The organism is uncultured Sphingosinicella sp. (genome assembly GCF_963974575.1).
Lineage (GTDB): Bacteria > Pseudomonadota > Alphaproteobacteria > Sphingomonadales > Sphingomonadaceae > Sphingosinicella.
Genome location: NZ_CAXBBQ010000002.1, coordinates 523714 through 539500 on the forward strand (window position 1 = coordinate 523714; position 15787 = coordinate 539500).

Sequence of the window (15787 nt, forward strand, 5' to 3'; positions counted from 1 at the left end):
CAGTTGGGTGTAAGTTCGGCGCTATGCGGCTCACCATCATCACGAACTGGGCTTATGGAGCAACCGTCCTCCTGACGCTCGTATCCGGAACGACGATGATCCTCGCATTGAACGCGCACGAGCAGGAACGTGCCGCCGTCGAGCAGCGTTATCGGCTCGATCAGGCGACCGGCACACTCAATGCGGAAGTGTTCGCGCTCACCGAGCACGCCCGTCAGTACCTCGACACGGGCGATCCCAGCTACCGCCGTCTCTATCAGCGCGATGCCGCAGCGCTTCGCGCGGTTGAGGACAGGATTCGTCACCTTGGTGATGTTGGCGCGGGTGCGGACGAACTCGATTCGCTTAAACAGGCGATCCGCTGGGCCGATGCGCTCCAGGATGAGCAGCGCGAAGCCATTGCAGCGCATGATCGCGGCGAGGAAACAAAGCGTGCGCGGTGAGCTGGCGCTGCATCGTGCGGATGATGTCACCCTTCTCGCCCATGCGGCGGAGTGTCGGCTCCAAGTTCTCATCAAGCTTCCACCAGCCGGGCCGCACCTCTTCGGCAAGGCCCAGCCGCGCGAGCTTGTGCAGCCGCCGCGTCCGCAGTGCCTGCTCGGTGCCGTCGCGGTGCCCGGGATGGACGAGGCCGTCGTCGCCCCTTGCGTGCATCAGCTTCCGGTCGAGACTGGTGTAGCGTTCGGCATCCACCTCGCGCGCGGTGGCCGCGACGATCTCCTGCTCGGTTCTGGGGCCAAGGTCGAGGCTGACGATCGCTTCGGCGCGGGCACGGATGCCGTGGGTGATATAGTCCCTGGCGATGATGAGGTCGTGGCCGCGCTCATCCTTGCCGCGCAGAATGACATGGCTGTGCGGATGGCCGGTGTTGAAGTGATCGACCGCCACCCAGTCGAGCTTCGTCCCCAAGTCCTCTTCCATGTCGTTCATCAGCCGCCGCACCAGCGGCTTCAGGTCTTCGTACCGGTCGCCGTCCTCGGGTGCGACGATGAAGCGGAACTGGTGACGATCGCCCGCCGACTGCTCCAGGAAGGCCTTCCCCGAGACGCCATCCTGCTCAGGGCCGTAGAGCCGTCCCCGCTCGCCCTCGCGCGTGGTGCCGTCGCGCTCGAGATAGCGCACGTGCGCCCGCGCCGCCGACAGCCCCTTGCCGAGCTTCACGATCCGCGCCTTCACGATGACGCGGCGATGGCTGATCCCGCGTGTCCGCAGCACGCTCGCGACCCCGCCGCCGCGCCCGATGCGCGCACCGGTGAACGTCGAGCCTGACCGGCCCCGCCTTGCCGTGCGTCCGGCGCGCGCCGCCGCCTTCGCGAGCCGCGTACGCATCGGCGGGGTCCCGATGCGCCCGAGCCAGAGTTCGAAGTCGTCGCCGCCTGCCATCGCCCATCTCCGGCATCAAAAGCCAGGATGAGGGCGAACCCGACCAGTCCCGTCAAGAACCTCCAAAGACCCTCGCGCTATACGTCAGTATTGCTGCGGCTCCCGGCGTAATCTGTCTCGCAGATGGAGGGCTGGGTGCAAAACCGCCTCTAATAAAAACGATGTGCAGACAAGGACTTGCCGCCCAACGGGAGGCACGGCTTTCTATCTTGCCGTTCCGCCCTTCTGCCCTTTCGCGCCCATGCCGCCACCCCTCCTCCGCACCCCTTCGGACGGGCATGGACACCGATGATCGCGCGCGGGCAGGCAAGCGGTCATTCTCACCATGCCGTGGGGTATTTCGGCAGGATTGGATGGGTATGGACGCGATGCTTTGCGCGCTTTCCGCCAAATTTTGCGCAAGTCCCGCCGAACCTTGCCGATGGCTGCGCAGCATAAATGCAGCACGAAGCGGTGCGATTCGTGTGTTCGGACACGCTTTTTTGAACGGCCGATCCCGCTCGCGACGTGTTCGTTTGACAGTGATTCCTCGGGGGCTCAGACGGGTGTTTCACATCAAAAAGGACGCTCAGACATGAACAATGCCGATCTCGCCGACGCGCTTGCCGAGACGCTCGGGACCACCAAGGCCGATGCGCGCAAGGCCGTCGATGCGGTGTTCGCCGCGATCACCGACGCCGCCGCCAAAGGCGAGGAAGTGTCGCTAAACGGCTTCGGCAAGTTCAAGGTGAAGGCCTCTCCCGCGCGCGAAGGTCGCAACCCGGCCACCGGCGCGGCGATGCAGATCGCGGCGTCGAACAAGCTCACGTTCAGCCCCGCAAAGGCGGTCAAGGACCGGCTGAACGGTTAAGATCGGGCAGCGCTGCCATAAGAAACTGGCCGCCAGCTACAGGGGGCATAAGAGCTGGCGGCCGCACCAAGTGGGTGGAGCTGATGGAACGCAGGGCCGCAGGGCTGGTTCCGTTAGCGCCGCTCCCAGGCGCCCGCCCGGATAAAGGAACGCCGGCCCAAAAGGCCGGCGTTCAGTTCATGAAAGGGGAAGAATGGCGCCAGCCTAGGGCGCCGGAAACGGCGCGGCAACCTCGCCCTTCCGGCAGTTCAGGCGGCGCGTTCGAGCTCGTCCAGGCGCTTCAGGCAAAGCTCTTCGATGAGGCCGCGCAGCACCTCGACGCGGCTGCCGATCCAGTCCAGTTCCTCGGCCGTGATGCGGTACTGGCGCGAGTAGCGCGCCTTCACGTACGCCCCCATTCTGGTTCGCCTCTCAGGTACCAATCCACTTGCCGACGGCAATGACGCCGAACCGTCAGGACCGCAGCCGTCAACAGACACCCACGTGCTTGGCCCAGCGCCTTCCCCCAATCTTCTATCCGCCGGTAGCGTCATCGCCGCGAGCCTCATCACCGGCCTCAACTCGGACCTGCCCGGGCTTGTCACCGCGCAGGTCACCGAGAATGTCTACGACAGTCCGACAGGACGCATTCTTCTGGTGCCGCAGGGCGCGCGGCTGCTCGGCCGCTACGAGAGCAATATCGCGTTCGGCCCGGCGCGCGCACTCGTCGTCTGGCAGCGGCTCATCTTCCCCGATGGTCGCGGATTGGCACTTGGCGAGCCCCCTGCGACCGACGCCGGTGGCTATGCCGGCATCAGCGACCGCGTCGATATGCACAGCGGGGAAGTCCTGAAAGCCGTGGCCCTGTCCACGCTCCTCGGCATCGGATCGGAGCTTGCCATCGCAGGGGACAACGATCTCGCCGATGCCCTGCGCTCAGCGGTCCAGTCGAGCGGCAGCCGGGCCGGCGACCAGATCGTCTCGCGCGGTCTTGGGGTCCGTCCGACCATCATCGTCAGACCGGGCACGCCGATCAGGCTGCTCGTTCATCAGGATCTCGTCATTGAGCCTTCTGAAAGGAGCCATTAGGATGAGTGCACTGCGCCTCCCGCGCCTGCCGGATCGCAGTCCGGTCAAGCTGACGATCACGCTAACTCCTGATCTCCACCGGCATCTCTCCACCTACGCCGACCTCTACCGCGAGCAGTATGGAGAAACCGAGTCCATCACCGAGCTGATCCCGTTCATGCTTCGCCTGTTCCTCGAGACCGACAAGGCCTTCGTGCGCGCCCGGACGAGGATACCGTCATGAGCGGCGCCCCGCGCGCGGACCGATTCCTGCGGCTTCCCGAAGTCCTCAAGCGGAGCGGTCTTACGCGGTCAACGCTTTACCGCAAGATCGAGGAAGGTACGTTTCCGCGGCAGGTGACGCTCGGCCTGCGCTGCATCGGATGGCGCGAATCCGAGCTAAACAGGTGGGTGGAAAGCCCGTCCTCATACCGCCAGCCGGAGATGTCTGACACCGGTTAGTGCGGGAGACGTTCTCCGGAGCGTGTCGAGATAGTCGGACCAGTGCTGCATCATGCGCACACGTTCCTCCCAGTACTCGCCCCGCGCGTAAGCCCGCCTCACGGCATTGCCGTCGCAGTGCGCGAGCTGCCGCTCGATGGCATCGGCGTGCCACATCCCCATTTCATTGAGCAACGTCGCGGCCATCGCCCGAAAGCCGTGGCCCGTCATTTCGGACTGCGCGAAGCCCATGCGCCGCAAGGCCGCGTTGATCGTGTTTTCCGACATCGGCCGGTTCGCCGACCGTAGTGACGGAAACAGAAACCGACTGTAGCGCGCATCATGCTGGATTGAGCCGATGATTTCGATGGCCTGGCGCGAGAGCGGGATGGCGTGGGGCCGGCGCATCTTCATTTTCTGCGCGGGGATGGTCCAGACGGCTGCGTCGAGATCGAGTTCGGTCCACTCCGCAAACCTGAGTTCGCCGGGACGTACGAAAACGTGCGGCAGGAGACGCAGCGCCACTTTCGTGTTCGCTTGCCCCGTGAACGCGTCGATCGCCCGGAGCAGGCCTCCCACCTCCTCGGCTTTCGTGATCGCCGCGCGGTGAACGGGCTTTGGCGCAATCAGCGCGCCCTTCAGGTCGGACGCGATGTCGCGCTCGGCGCGTGCCGTGGCAATGGCATATCGAAAAACCTGCGAGCAGGTACTGCGCAGCCGGCGCGCCGTCTCATAGTGCCCCTTGACCTCCATCTTGCGGAGCATCAGCAGCAACTCCTGGGCCGTGATCGACGCAATCGGTCGGTTTCCGATCGATTGGCACGCAAAGTCGAGCAGCCAGCGCAGCTTCTTCATGGTGACCGTCGAGCGCCCCTCCCGCTCGACCTTGACCAGCCACTCATCGGCAACGGCCTTGAAGCTGTTCGCGGCAGCGACGCTCGCGGCGATGCGTTCGAGCTTGATATGCTCACCGGGGTCGTTTCCCTCAGCAAGCACCTTGCGCGCATTGTCCCGGCGCTCACGTGCTTCGGCAAGCCCGGTTTCCGGCCAGACGCCTAGCGCGAGCGTCTTCTGCTTGCCCAGATACCGGTAGTTCATCCGCCAATATCGTGCGCCAGAGGGCAGAACCAGCAGGTAGAGGCCATCGCCATCCGTCAGCTTGAACGGCTTGTCCCGCCCCTTCGCGGCTTTGATGGCAACGGTGCTCAGACCCATGATGGTATCTCCCTGACGGACCCGCTCGATGTACCATCAAAAATACCATCAGATTGATGGTATGTGGCGGTCCAGAGCGGGATGGCCTGGGAGCATTATAGCAGAATAAACGGCAGAAAACAGCCACTTATGGCATGTCTTGGGATGCCTTGGGAAGGCTTCGTGGTGACCCCAACGGGACTCGAACCCGTGTTTTCGCCGTGAAAGGGCGACGTCCTAGACCGCTAGACGATGGGGCCAGCGCCGGTTGAGGCGCCCCCACTAATGAGGTCGTCTCAACCGGTCAAGCCGGATATGAGGCTCAGGCCGCCTGAGCCTCTTCCGCTGGCACTGTCCGGATCAGATAGTCGAACGCAGAGAGTGCCGCCTTCGATCCTTCCCCCATCGCGATCACGATCTGCTTGTAGGGCACGGTAGTGCAGTCGCCCGCCGCAAGAATGCCCGGCTGGCTCGTTTCGCCGCGGTGATCGACCTCGACCTCGCCGCGCGGGGAAAGCGCGACCGCGTCCTTCAGCCACTCGGTGTTCGGCACGAGGCCGATCTGCACGAAGATGCCTTCCAGCTCGATCTGGTGCAGATCATCACTGCTCCGGTCCTTGTAGGTCAGCGCCGTCACCTTCTCGCCGTCGCCCAGCACCTCGGTGGTGAGCGCTGACGTGATGATCTTCACGTTCGGCAGGCTGCCGAGCTTGCGCTGCAGCACCGCGTCGGCGCGAAGCTGGCTGTCGAACTCGATCAGCGTCACATGCGCGACGATCCCGGCAAGGTCGATCGCCGCTTCCACGCCCGAGTTGCCGCCGCCGATCACCGCGACGCGCTTGCCCTTGAACAGCGGGCCGTCGCAGTGCGGGCAATACGCCACGCCCTTGTTGCGGTAGGCGTCCTCACCCGGCACGTTCATCTGCCGCCAGCGCGCGCCTGTGGCGAGCACCACGGTCCGCGCCTTCAGCGACGCGCCATTCTCCAGCCGCACCTCGTGTAGCCCGCCCGGCACACGTGCTGGGATCAGCTTTTCGGCCTTCTGGAGGTTCATGATGTCGACGTCATAGTCCTTCACGTGCTGCTCGAGCTGCGCGGCAAGCTTCGGACCTTCCGTGTGTTGCACGGAAATGAAGTTCTCGATGCCCATCGTGTCGAGCACCTGCCCACCGAAACGCTCGGCAGCGACGCCCACGCGAATGCCCTTGCGCGCCGCATAGATCGCCGCCGCCGCACCGCCCGGCCCGCCGCCGACGACGAGCACGTCGAACGGCGCCTTGCCCTTGATCTTCTCAGCTGCGCGCGCCTGCGCACCCGTGTCGATCTTCGCGACGATCTGCTCCAGCTCCATGCGGCCGGAGGCGAACGGTTCACCGTTCAAAAACACGGTCGGCACAGCCATAACCTTACGCTCGTCGACCTCGCCCTTGAAGAGCGCACCGTCGATCGCGGTGTGCCTGATACGCGGATTGAGCACCGCCATCAGGTTCAGCGCCTGCACCACGTCCGGGCAGTTCTGGCACGACAGCGAGAAGTAGGTCTCGAACTCGAAGTCGCCGTCCAGCGCCTTCACCTGTTCGATCACGTCCTGCGCGGCTTTCGACGGGTGCCCGCCGACCTGCAGAAGTGCGAGAACGAGGCTCGTGAACTCATGGCCCATGGGGAGGCCCGCGAAACGCACGCCGATGTCGGTGCCGACGCGACGGATCATGAAGCTAGGCCTGCGCTTGTCGTCATCCTTGCGGACGACGCTCACCTTGTCCGAAAGCGCTGCAATCTCTTCGAGGAGCGTGTTCATCTCCGCGGACTTCGCATCCTCGCCCAGCGACGCCACCAGTTCGATCGGCTGCGTGATGTTCTGCAGATACGCCTTCAGCTGCTGCTTGAGATTGTCGTCCAGCATGGGTTCGCTCCGGAAAAATTCAGTGTGGTCGCGAGCTTCCGGAGGCGGCGTGAACCGCCCCCGGAAGCCCCCTGCGACCCAAGGGGTTGCTTAGATCTTGCCGACGAGGTCGAGCGAGGGGGCGAGCGTCTTGTCGCCCTCTTCCCACTTCGCCGGGCAGACTTCGCCCGGATGGCTCACCCAGTACTGCAGCGCCTTGATCTTGCGCAGAAGTTCGGCAGCGTTGCGACCCACGCCTTCCGGCGTGATCTCGACGAGCTGAATGGTGCCTTCGGGATCGACGACGAACGTGCCGCGATCGGCAAGGCCGACGCCGGCGCGCAGGATTTCGAAGTTGTTCGAGATGTCGTGGTTCTGGTCGCCCAGCATGAAGTAGTTGATCTTACCGATGGCGGGCGAGGTGTCGTGCCAGGCCTTGTGGCAGAAATGCGTGTCGGTGGAGACCGAGTATACTTCCACACCCATGCCCTGCAGCGTCGGATAGATGTCGGCGAGGTCTTCGAGTTCGGTCGGGCACACGAAGGTGAAATCGGCCGGGTAGAAGAAGAAGATCGACCATTTGCCCTTCACGTCCGCGTCCGTCACCTCGACGAACTTGCCCTGCTTGAAGGCCTGCGCTTTGAACGGCTTGATGGGGGTATTAACGAGGGACATGTACGCTCCATTGCTGTGGGTTACTGGGGGATGGTGATCCTTTAGCAACGCACGGAGCGAAGAAGAAATTACTTTTTTGAGACAGACAGATTGATATTATCGATCAGTCGGCCCATGCCGCGTCGTCGAGGTGGAGTTCCGCGCGCGGCGTCGAGCCCCAATCATCCTGACTCACCCGCCCCGACACCCAGAGCCTCCGCCCGCCCGCCTGCATCAGCGCAGCGCCGAGCGGCGTATCCACACTGCGGAACGCCACGGCCTTGACGCGCGCGCCGTCGGCGCCCGCCAGAAACACGCGGACATGACCCGTGCCGACGATATCGGCCTTCACCACGGAAAACGGCCCAGCCGCGACGCGCGGCCCCGGCCAACCCGCTCCATAAGGCCCCGCGGCTTCCAAGGCCTCGGCGAGCGACACCGTAACGCCCGCAGGTGCCAACGCGAGATCGAAGGAAAGCGCGTCCACGGCGCGGGACCGCGTCACATCGCCCTCCAGCCGCTCGCAGAGGAACCGGGCGAGATCATCGACACGCTCACGCGCCACGGTGACGCCCGCCGCCATGGCGTGGCCGCCCCCTGCGCTGATGAGCCCCGCGTCGCGCGCCGCCAGAACCGCCGCGCCGAGATCGACGCCGGGGATCGAGCGGCCGGAGCCCTTGCCCGTCCCAGCATCATCAATGCCGATCACGAGCGCGGGCACGCCGAAACGGTCCTTGAGGCGGCTCGCGGCAATGCCGATGACGCCGGGATGCCAGCCATCGCCCGCGATCACCGCGACGGGCGCGTTGCCTGCGCGTTCACACGCCGCGATGGCCGCCTCCGTCACCAGCGCTTCGATCGCGCGCCGTTCCTCGTTCAGCCGGTTGAGTTCGTCCGCGAGCCCGGCGAGTTCATCGCCCTCCCCCGTCAACAGCCGCACGCCGAGGTCCGCCTGGCCCACGCGCCCGCCCGCATTGATGCGCGGCCCGAGCGCGAAGCCGAGGTCCGAAGCGCGCGGCGCACGCTCCAGCCGCGCGGCGGCGGCCAGCGCGGCGAGGCCCGCGTTGCGGCGCGTCGCCATCACCTTGAGGCCTTGCGACACGTATGCGCGGTTAAGGCCAGTAAGCGGCACCACGTCCGCCACCGTGCCGAGCGCGACGAGGTCGAGCAGTTCGGTGAGTCTCGGTTCAGGCCTTCCGGCAAACCAGCCGCGCGCGCGCAATTCCCGGTTCACTGCCACGGCGACGAGAAATGCCATGCCGACCGCCGCGAGGTGCCCGAACGCGGCGCCTTCGTCTTCATCGATGCGGTTGGGGTTCACGATGGCGACGGCGGGCGGCAGCAACGTCGAGGCCTTGTGATGATCGACGACGATCACATCGAGCCCGGCGTCCTTTGCGGCCTCCAGCGCCTCGAAACCCTGCGTACCGCAGTCGACGCAGACGACGAGGTCCGCACCCGCGCGCTTCAACGCCACCAGCGCCTCCGCCGAGGGGCCGTAGCCTTCGAGCAGCCGATCCGGGATGTAATGCGAAACCGTGCCGCCCACCGCGCGCAGGAAGCGGATCAGCACCGCCGCGCTGGTCGCCCCGTCCACGTCATAGTCGCCGAAGATCACCACGGCCTCGCCGCGCGTCACCGCGTCGGCGATACGCGTGGCTGCCGTGTCCATATCGCGGAAAATTGAGGGGTCGGGCAGCAGGTCGCGGATCGTCGGCTGCGACAGGCTGGCGATATCCTCCACGCGCACGCCGCGCGCGGTGAACAGCCGCGCGGTCACATCGCTGATGCCGAGCCTCAGCGCATCGGCAGCATCGCCCGGCGGGCCTCCCCGCCAGCGCCATTGCCGTCCGCTGATCGAGCGGCTGACGCCAAAGACAAAGGCGTCAGGCGTCGGAACGGCGATGCTCGCCACGCACCCACCTGACCGTGCCCGAAGACGCGCGCATCACGACCGATTCGGTCGTCACGAGGCCGCCTTTGAGGTGCTTCACGCCGTCGAGCAGCGAACCATCGGTCACGCCCGTCGCCGCGAAGATCACGTCGCCCTTGGCCATGTCTTCGGTGTCGTAGATGCGGTCGAGATCGGTGATGCCCCACTTCGCCGCGCGCAGGCGCTCGTCGTCGTTGCGGAACACCAGCCGGCCCTGGATCTGCCCGCCGACGCAGCGCAATGCCGCCGCCGCGAGCACGCCCTCAGGCGCGCCGCCCTGGCCAAGATAGATATCGACCGTCGTCTCGGGGTTCGTCACCGCGATCACCCCCGCCACGTCGCCGTCGGGGATCAGCGCCACGCCGCAGCCGATCGACCGCAGTTCGGCGATCAGCTTCTCGTGACGCGGGCGATCGAGCACGCAGGCGATGATCTCGTTGGGCTTCACGCCCTTCGCCTTCGCCAGCGCGTTCACGTTCTCGGTGACGCTCTTGTCGAGGCTGACGAGGTCTTTCGCATAGCCCGGTCCGATAGCGAGCTTGTCCATGTAGACGTCGGGCGCGTTCAGCAGGCAACCCTCTTCGGCGATGGCGAGCACGGCAAGCGCGTTCGGTCCGGCCTTGGCGGTGATCGTGGTGCCTTCCAGCGGATCGAGCGCGATGTCGATCTTGGGGCCCGTGCCGATCGCGGCGCCGACCTTTTCACCGATGTAGAGCATCGGGGCCTCGTCGCGCTCGCCCTCGCCGATCACGATGGTGCCGTCGAAGGCGAGTTCGTTCAGCGCATCGCGCATGGCATCAACGGCGGCGGCGTCGGCGGCCTTCTCGTCGCCGCGTCCCACGAGGTGCGAGGCCGCCATCGCGGCGCATTCCGTCACGCGCACCATTTCCAGGACGAGTACGCGCTCCAGCACGTCGCTGCGTTTCACCATCGGGCTTGAACTCCTGTCGATTCGAATATGTCCAAAGGCTGGTAGACGGCCAGCCTTAAAAGTCCAGAATATGCATCAGCATCGGTTCGCCAAGCACGCTGCTGCTCGCGCGCATCGCCTCGATGGCTTTGCGGACTGCGCTTTCGTTTGTTTCGTGCGAGACGATCGCGATGAACACGCCGCCCGCGTCGGCCTGCCCGCGCTGAATCAGACTGTCGATGGAAACGCCCGCGTCGCGCAGCATCGCCGCGAGTTCGGCAAGCACGCCCGTCTCGTCGGCGACCGACAGACGCAGGTAGTAGCGCCCGCGGCGGTCTGCCGCCTCGCCTGCGCCGATCGGCTCCAGATGGTGCGAAAGCATGGCGAAGGCAGGGCCCGCCTCACCGCGTGCAATGTCGATGAGGTCGGCGACGACGGCGCTTGCCGTCGGCCCTTCCCCCGCGCCGCGCCCTTCGAAGAACAGCCGGCCGACGAAATTGCCTTCCGCCACCACGGCGTTCAGCGAACCCGTGACCTTGGCGAGCGGGTTAGCGAGCGGGACGAGGCATGGATGCACGCGCTGGTGGATGCGGTCGTCCACCACCTCGGCAAGCCCGACGAGCCGTACGCGGAAGCCAAGCTCGGCCGCGTGCGCGATGTCTGTCGCCGCCACGGCGCGGATGCCCGTGGTTCGGACGCTCGCGAAGTCGATCTCGCTGCCGAACGAGAGACTCGCGAGGATCGCGAGCTTGTGCGCGGCATCGATGCCGTCGATGTCGAAGGTCGGATCGGCCTCGGCGTAACCCAGCCGCTGCGCCTCCGCGAGCACATCGCCGAACGCCGCGCCCTTCTCCTCCATTTCGGTGAGGATATAGTTACAGGTGCCGTTGAGGATGCCGTACACGCGGTCGATGCGGTTCGCCGCGGCGCCCTCGCGGATCGCCTTGATGATCGGGATGCCGCCGGCCACCGCCGCTTCGTACTTCAGCGGCGTTCCCGCCCTCTCCGCGGCGCCCGCGAGTTCGAGCCCGTGGTGGGCGATCATCGCCTTGTTCGCGGTGACGACGCCCTTGCCGCTTGCGATCGCGCTGCGCACCAGTGCCACCGCCGGGCCATCCGACCCGCCGATCAGTTCGACGATCACATCGACGTCATCGCGCTCGGCAAGCGACGAGGTATCGTCGACCCACTCGAACCGCGAAAGATCGATACCCCGGTCACGCGACCGGTCACGCGCCGATACCACAACGATCTCAATCGGCCGCCCGGCGCGGCGCGCGATCAGATCGCGGTTCTCATCCAGAAGTTTAACGACGCCGGCGCCGACCGTGCCGAGCCCGGCAAGCGCGATGCGCAAGGGAGGATTCACTGCTTAACCCCGATTCTCAAGACATTCCGACAAGCGTTTACTCGCCAATGGCCTTTTGCTGGCCCGGCGTGTTTACACCCATCGATTGAAGATAGCGTTTCACGTTGCGCGCCGCTTGGCGGATGCGCTGTTCGTTTTCCACCATCGCGATACGCACGAAGCCCTCGCCGTCCTCGCCGTAGCCGACGCCCGGCGCCACCGCCACGCCCGCGTGGGTGAGGAGCTGCTTGGTGAACTCAAGGCTGCCGAGGTGTGCGAGCGCAGGCGGTAGCGGTGCCCAGCAGAACATCGATGCGCGGGAGCTGGGAATATCCCACCCTGCGCGCCCGAAGCTCTCCACGAGCACGTCGCGGCGGCGCTTGTAGAGCTCGCGGTTCTTCTCGACGATATCCTGAGGGCCATTGATCGCCGCCACAGCCGCCGCCTGGATCGGCGTGAACGCGCCGTAATCGAGGTACGATTTTACCCGCGTCAGCGCCGCGATCAGCGTCTTGTTGCCCACCGCGAAACCCATGCGCCAGCCGGCCATCGAGTACGTCTTGGACATGGAGGTGAACTCCACCGCCACGTCCTTCGCGCCCGGCACCTGCAGGATGGAGGGCGTCGGCACACCGTCGTAATAGAGCTCCGAATAAGCGAGGTCCGAGAGAATCCAAAGCCCGTGCTCCTTCGCAAACGCGACAACGCGCTCGTAGAAGGCAAGGTCCACAACTTCTGCCGTGGGGTTCGAAGGATAGCCCATCACCAGCACGGAGGGCTTGGGCACGGTGAACTTCACCGCGCGCTCCAGCGCCTCGAAATAACGCTCGTCGGGCGTCGTCGGCACGCTGCGGATCGTTGCACCCGCGATGATGAAGCCGAAGGTGTGGATGGGGTAGCTCGGGTTCGGCGCCAGCACGACGTCGCCCGGCGCGGTGATCGCCTGCGCGAGGTTGGCAAGACCTTCCTTGGAGCCGAGCGTCACCACGACCTCGCTCTCCGGGTCCACCTCAACGCCAAAACGCCGCGCGTAATAGCCTGCCTGCGCCTTCCGCAGCCCCGGAATGCCCTTCGATGCCGAATAGCCGTGCGCGTCGGGTTTCCGCGCCACTTCGCACAATTTGTCGATCACGTGCTGCGGCGGCGGCAGGTCGGGGTTGCCCATGCCGAGGTCGATGATGTCCTCGCCTGCCGCACGTGCCGCTGCCCGCATCGCGTTCACTTCGGCGATCACGTAGGGCGGCAGGCGCTTGATGCGGTAGAAGTCTGACATTGTCTCCTCTTGGGTCTTTCCCGTGCATAGGCCGCATGATCGCGGCGGGCGCCGTTATAGCGACCGCCCTTGGCGCTTGGCGAGCGCTTGTTTATCGTCGGCGCAACTGCTGCTCCCGGGGAGATCATGATGGTTGCCGCCGCCGACATCGAAGGTCTTGCCGATCACGTCCAGCGCTGGACGTGGCTTGCGGGCAAAATGCAACAGATGATGATGGAATTCATGGCGAAAGAGGCGACGGACGGCGTCGTGCTCGGCCCCGATCCGCTCGGCCTCGTGGAAACGTGGAGCAAGATGGCGACCGCCGCGATGACGGACCCTTCCCGCCTCGCCCAGCTGCAGGCGGATTACTGGCGCGACGCCATGACGCTTTGGCAGGCCTTCGCCACCCCGGGCGAGGTGCAGCCCCCGCAGCTTCCCGCCGACAAGCGCTTCAAAGGGCAGGCGTGGTCGGAAATGCCCGCGTTCGACTTCCTGAAGTCGTCCTACCTGCTCGCCAGCCAGTATGTGCTCCAGCTCGTCGGCGGCCTCGACGGGCTCGACGACAAGGAACGGCAGAAGGCGCTCTTCTACACGCGCCAGTTCATCGATGCGCTCTCACCCTCGAACTACCTGCTCACCAATCCGGAGGTGCTGAAGGCCACGGTGGAGAGCAAGGGCGAGAACCTCCTCAAAGGTACGCAGCACCTGCTCGACGATCTCCAGCGCGGCCGCATGACGATGACCGACGAGAAGGCGTTCGAGGTCGGCCGCAACGTCGCCGTCACCCCCGGCAAGGTCGTGTTCGAAAACCGGATGTTCCAGCTCATCCAATATGCGCCGAGCACCGCGAACGTTTACGAGACCCCGCTCCTCATCTTCCCGCCGTGGATCAACAAGTTCTACATCCTCGATCTGACGCCGGAAAAGAGCTTCATCCGCTGGGCGGTCGCGCAGGGCCTCACCGTGTTCGTCGTGTCGTGGAAGAACGCCGACGCCAGCATCGCCGACGCAACCACCGCGACCTATATCGAGGAAGGCTTCATCGTCGCCATCGATGCCGTGCTGAAGGGCCTCGGCGTCAAGTCCACACACGTCATCGGCTACTGCGTCGCCGGCACCACGCTCGCGATGACGCTGGCGCTGATGGCGGCGCGGGACACGGCGGACAAGGTGAAGACGGCGACCTTCTTCACCGCGCAAGTCGACTTCTCGGAGTGCGGCGACCTCGGCGTCTTCGTCGACGAGGATCATCTGAAGGCCGTGAAAGAGCTGTCGGAAAGCAAGGGCTATCTCGATGGCCGCTACATGGCGACGACCTTCAACATGCTCCGCGCGAACGACCTCATCTGGAACTACGTCGTCAACAACTACTTGCTCGGAAAGGACTATTTCCCCTTCGACCTGCTCTACTGGAATTCCGATTCCACGAACGTACCGGCGAAGTGGCACGCCGAATATCTGGAGGGTCTCTACCGCGACAACCGCATGATCGTCCCCGGCGGCATCGTCATCGACGGCACGCCCATCGACCTGCGCACGGTGAAGACGCCCGTTTACATTCAGGGCGGCAAAGAGGATCACATCGCCCCGGCGCGCTCCTCATGGAAGCTCACGCGCAACTTCTCCGGCCCGGTCCGCTTCGTCCTCGCCGGCAGCGGCCACATCGCCGGCGTCGTCAACCCGCCCGACGCGAACAAGTACCAGCACTGGACGAACGACACCCTCCCCGAACGCTTCGAAGACTTCGCCGCCACCGCCACCGAACACCCCGGAAGCTGGTGGCCCGACTGGATCAAATGGCTGACGCCGCAATCAGGCAAACAAATCCCTGCCCGCACCCCAGGCAAAAGCGCCAAAGGCGGCAAGCTCAAGGTGATCGAGGACGCACCGGGGCGGTATGTGCGGGAGCGGGTTGGGTAGGGGTTGGGGCGATCAGTGGCCAAAAATTTGGGAGAAACGGCCAATGCTTTTTGACGGGGAGCAGCTTTCGACTGACCATCGCTACTTCCAGAACCTAGGTAAGACAGATTTCCGACCAGACATTGCAGCATGGTGCGAGGCAACTTTCGAGCGCGCCCACATGCTCCTAGATGATGATTTCCCAGTACGGTTTCGGCGCGAGACACCGCAGCGTATATCGGAACTGTTGTTCGCCGGTGCACTTCTAGACGCAGGGTGGAAGCCGCTTGGCCGCGTACCAGGTTTCGACCTCGCGTTTGAGATGAGCGATGGCCGTCTGCTAGTGGAGATTACAACGCCAGAATCCCATTCGGCCAACACTTGGACTGAGAAGAAGGGCGACGGATACAGTGTTTGGTCAACAGACGCCAAGACAGAGGACGCTGCGTTGAGACGACTGACCAGCGGCTTTGCCAACAAGGCCGAGGCTATCCGTAAGCACTATGAGGCAGGTGAAATTGCCAAGGCCGATTATGTGGTCATCGCCATTTCAGGATTTCGACTCAGCCAGGAATCTCCGGTCGCTCCAGGAATCTCTGGACCTGTTCCAGATTTCGCGAAAGCCTTTCTGCCCATTGGTTCACGGTATGTAACTGTCCAGATCGGAGATCACTCCGACAAGCCATTAGATGGCGGCTGGCAATCCAAGGCGACGATCGAACAAGAGGGTAAGCAGCCAGTTGATCGCGACTTTTTCCTGCGCTCAGAGTTCCAGCACATCCATGCTGTTGCTTACACACCGCTGCACTTTGGCGAGCCAATCTCGCCGGTCATGGAGTGCGCCGCGCTTCACAATCCCATGGCTCGTTCGAAGGATCAGGCGGTCGCACTTGGGTTGGGATGCGAATATGGCGTTGAGATAGGCGACAATGAATTTTCGATTGGGCCACTGAAATAGTACGCACCACGGACCACACCAACCTTCGAAATT

Annotated in this window: 16 protein-coding genes and 1 tRNA gene; 7 read left to right on the forward strand and 10 right to left on the reverse strand. The window is 64.6% G+C overall.

The window, feature by feature from the left end:
* Positions 1–23: 23 nt before the first annotated feature.
* Positions 24–443 (forward strand): hypothetical protein, encoded by a 420-nt coding sequence (locus tag AAC014_RS05530; RefSeq protein ID WP_339705228.1) that lies wholly within the window; start codon positions 24–26, stop codon positions 441–443.
* On the opposite strand, the gene AAC014_RS05535 is transcribed toward AAC014_RS05530, so the two are convergent.
* A complete protein-coding gene (locus tag AAC014_RS05535; protein ID WP_339705231.1) occupies positions 346–1383 on the reverse strand; it encodes a DUF3363 domain-containing protein in 1038 nt (345 codons plus the stop codon). The two genes, AAC014_RS05530 and AAC014_RS05535, sit on opposite strands and share 98 nt — an antisense overlap.
* 574 nt (positions 1384–1957) lie before the next feature.
* On the opposite strand from AAC014_RS05535, the gene AAC014_RS05540 reads away from it, so the two are divergent.
* Positions 1958–2233 (forward strand): HU family DNA-binding protein, encoded by a 276-nt coding sequence (locus tag AAC014_RS05540; protein WP_293784530.1) that lies wholly within the window; start codon positions 1958–1960, stop codon positions 2231–2233.
* Positions 2234–2481: 248 nt separating this feature from the next.
* Here AAC014_RS05540 and AAC014_RS05545 read toward each other — a convergent pair whose 3' ends face one another.
* Positions 2482–2631 (reverse strand): hypothetical protein, encoded by a 150-nt coding sequence (locus AAC014_RS05545; RefSeq protein ID WP_339705239.1) that lies wholly within the window; start codon positions 2629–2631, stop codon positions 2482–2484.
* 85 nt (positions 2632–2716) lie between these two features.
* Here AAC014_RS05545 and AAC014_RS05550 point away from each other — a divergent pair, with 85 nt between their 5' ends.
* From AAC014_RS05550 to AAC014_RS05560, 3 genes are read left to right on the forward strand one after another with little or no spacing between them, the layout of a single operon-like run.
* Positions 2717–3301, forward strand: coding sequence for a TrbI/VirB10 family protein (locus AAC014_RS05550; RefSeq protein ID WP_339705242.1), 585 nt, complete (start codon positions 2717–2719; stop codon positions 3299–3301).
* A 1-nt stretch (position 3302) separates the two neighbouring features.
* Positions 3303–3524 carry a DUF2274 domain-containing protein gene (locus AAC014_RS05555; RefSeq protein ID WP_339705245.1) on the forward strand — a complete coding sequence of 74 codons (222 nt, stop codon included), beginning with the start codon at positions 3303–3305 and terminating at the stop codon, positions 3522–3524.
* Positions 3521–3742 carry an AlpA family transcriptional regulator gene (locus tag AAC014_RS05560; RefSeq protein WP_339705248.1) on the forward strand — a complete coding sequence of 74 codons (222 nt, stop codon included), beginning with the start codon at positions 3521–3523 and terminating at the stop codon, positions 3740–3742. The genes AAC014_RS05555 and AAC014_RS05560 overlap by 4 nt, the downstream gene beginning before the upstream one ends.
* Here AAC014_RS05560 and AAC014_RS05565 read toward each other — a convergent pair.
* From AAC014_RS05565 to AAC014_RS05600, 8 genes are all read right to left on the reverse strand, one after another.
* Positions 3707–4936 (reverse strand): integrase arm-type DNA-binding domain-containing protein, encoded by a 1230-nt coding sequence (locus tag AAC014_RS05565; RefSeq protein ID WP_339705251.1) that lies wholly within the window; start codon positions 4934–4936, stop codon positions 3707–3709. The genes AAC014_RS05560 and AAC014_RS05565 overlap by 36 nt on opposite strands.
* A 163-nt stretch (positions 4937–5099) precedes the next feature.
* Positions 5100–5175: transfer RNA gene (locus tag AAC014_RS05570), tRNA-Glu, on the reverse strand.
* Positions 5176–5237: 62 nt separating this feature from the next.
* Positions 5238–6818 carry an alkyl hydroperoxide reductase subunit F gene (gene ahpF, locus AAC014_RS05575; protein WP_339705254.1) on the reverse strand — a complete coding sequence of 527 codons (1581 nt, stop codon included), beginning with the start codon at positions 6816–6818 and terminating at the stop codon, positions 5238–5240.
* A 90-nt stretch (positions 6819–6908) separates the two neighbouring features.
* Positions 6909–7472 (reverse strand): alkyl hydroperoxide reductase subunit C, encoded by a 564-nt coding sequence (ahpC, locus tag AAC014_RS05580; RefSeq protein ID WP_184066706.1) that lies wholly within the window; start codon positions 7470–7472, stop codon positions 6909–6911.
* A 103-nt stretch (positions 7473–7575) separates the two neighbouring features.
* Entirely contained in the window at positions 7576–9366 is a 1791-nt protein-coding gene (recJ, locus tag AAC014_RS05585; RefSeq protein WP_339705262.1) for a single-stranded-DNA-specific exonuclease RecJ, read from the reverse strand.
* Positions 9338–10315, reverse strand: a complete 978-nt coding sequence (glpX, locus tag AAC014_RS05590) for a class II fructose-bisphosphatase (protein ID WP_339705265.1) — start codon at positions 10313–10315, stop codon at positions 9338–9340. The genes recJ and glpX overlap by 29 nt, the downstream gene beginning before the upstream one ends.
* A gap of 55 nt (positions 10316–10370) precedes the next feature.
* Entirely contained in the window at positions 10371–11663 is a 1293-nt protein-coding gene (locus AAC014_RS05595; protein ID WP_339705268.1) for a homoserine dehydrogenase, read from the reverse strand.
* Between the two features lie 37 nt (positions 11664–11700).
* A complete protein-coding gene (locus AAC014_RS05600; protein WP_339705271.1) occupies positions 11701–12915 on the reverse strand; it encodes an LL-diaminopimelate aminotransferase in 1215 nt (404 codons plus the stop codon).
* A 126-nt stretch (positions 12916–13041) separates the two neighbouring features.
* Here AAC014_RS05600 and phaC point away from each other — a divergent pair, with 126 nt between their 5' ends.
* Complete coding sequence (phaC, locus tag AAC014_RS05605; RefSeq protein ID WP_339705274.1) at positions 13042–14817, forward strand: class I poly(R)-hydroxyalkanoic acid synthase; 1776 nt, start codon at positions 13042–13044, stop codon at positions 14815–14817.
* 43 nt (positions 14818–14860) lie between these two features.
* Positions 14861–15754 (forward strand): hypothetical protein, encoded by an 894-nt coding sequence (locus AAC014_RS05610; protein ID WP_339705277.1) that lies wholly within the window; start codon positions 14861–14863, stop codon positions 15752–15754.
* The last annotated feature ends 33 nt before the right edge of the window (positions 15755–15787 follow it).

Coding starts and splice junctions, on each gene's coding strand:
- AAC014_RS05530 (WP_339705228.1), top strand. CDS start 24: ATGCGGCTCACCATCATCACGAACTGGGCTTATGGAGCAACCGTCCTC.
- AAC014_RS05600 (WP_339705271.1), bottom strand. CDS start 12,915: ATGTCAGACTTCTACCGCATCAAGCGCCTGCCGCCCTACGTGATCGCC.
- AAC014_RS05565 (WP_339705251.1), bottom strand. CDS start 4,936: ATGGGTCTGAGCACCGTTGCCATCAAAGCCGCGAAGGGGCGGGACAAG.
- AAC014_RS05535 (WP_339705231.1), bottom strand. CDS start 1,383: ATGGCAGGCGGCGACGACTTCGAACTCTGGCTCGGGCGCATCGGGACC.
- AAC014_RS05560 (WP_339705248.1), top strand. CDS start 3,521: ATGAGCGGCGCCCCGCGCGCGGACCGATTCCTGCGGCTTCCCGAAGTC.
- AAC014_RS05540 (WP_293784530.1), top strand. CDS start 1,958: ATGAACAATGCCGATCTCGCCGACGCGCTTGCCGAGACGCTCGGGACC.
- AAC014_RS05545 (WP_339705239.1), bottom strand. CDS start 2,631: ATGGGGGCGTACGTGAAGGCGCGCTACTCGCGCCAGTACCGCATCACG.
- AAC014_RS05610 (WP_339705277.1), top strand. CDS start 14,861: ATGCTTTTTGACGGGGAGCAGCTTTCGACTGACCATCGCTACTTCCAG.
- ahpC (WP_184066706.1), bottom strand. CDS start 7,472: ATGTCCCTCGTTAATACCCCCATCAAGCCGTTCAAAGCGCAGGCCTTC.
- glpX (WP_339705265.1), bottom strand. CDS start 10,315: ATGGTGAAACGCAGCGACGTGCTGGAGCGCGTACTCGTCCTGGAAATG.
- ahpF (WP_339705254.1), bottom strand. CDS start 6,818: ATGCTGGACGACAATCTCAAGCAGCAGCTGAAGGCGTATCTGCAGAAC.
- phaC (WP_339705274.1), top strand. CDS start 13,042: ATGATGGTTGCCGCCGCCGACATCGAAGGTCTTGCCGATCACGTCCAG.
- AAC014_RS05555 (WP_339705245.1), top strand. CDS start 3,303: ATGAGTGCACTGCGCCTCCCGCGCCTGCCGGATCGCAGTCCGGTCAAG.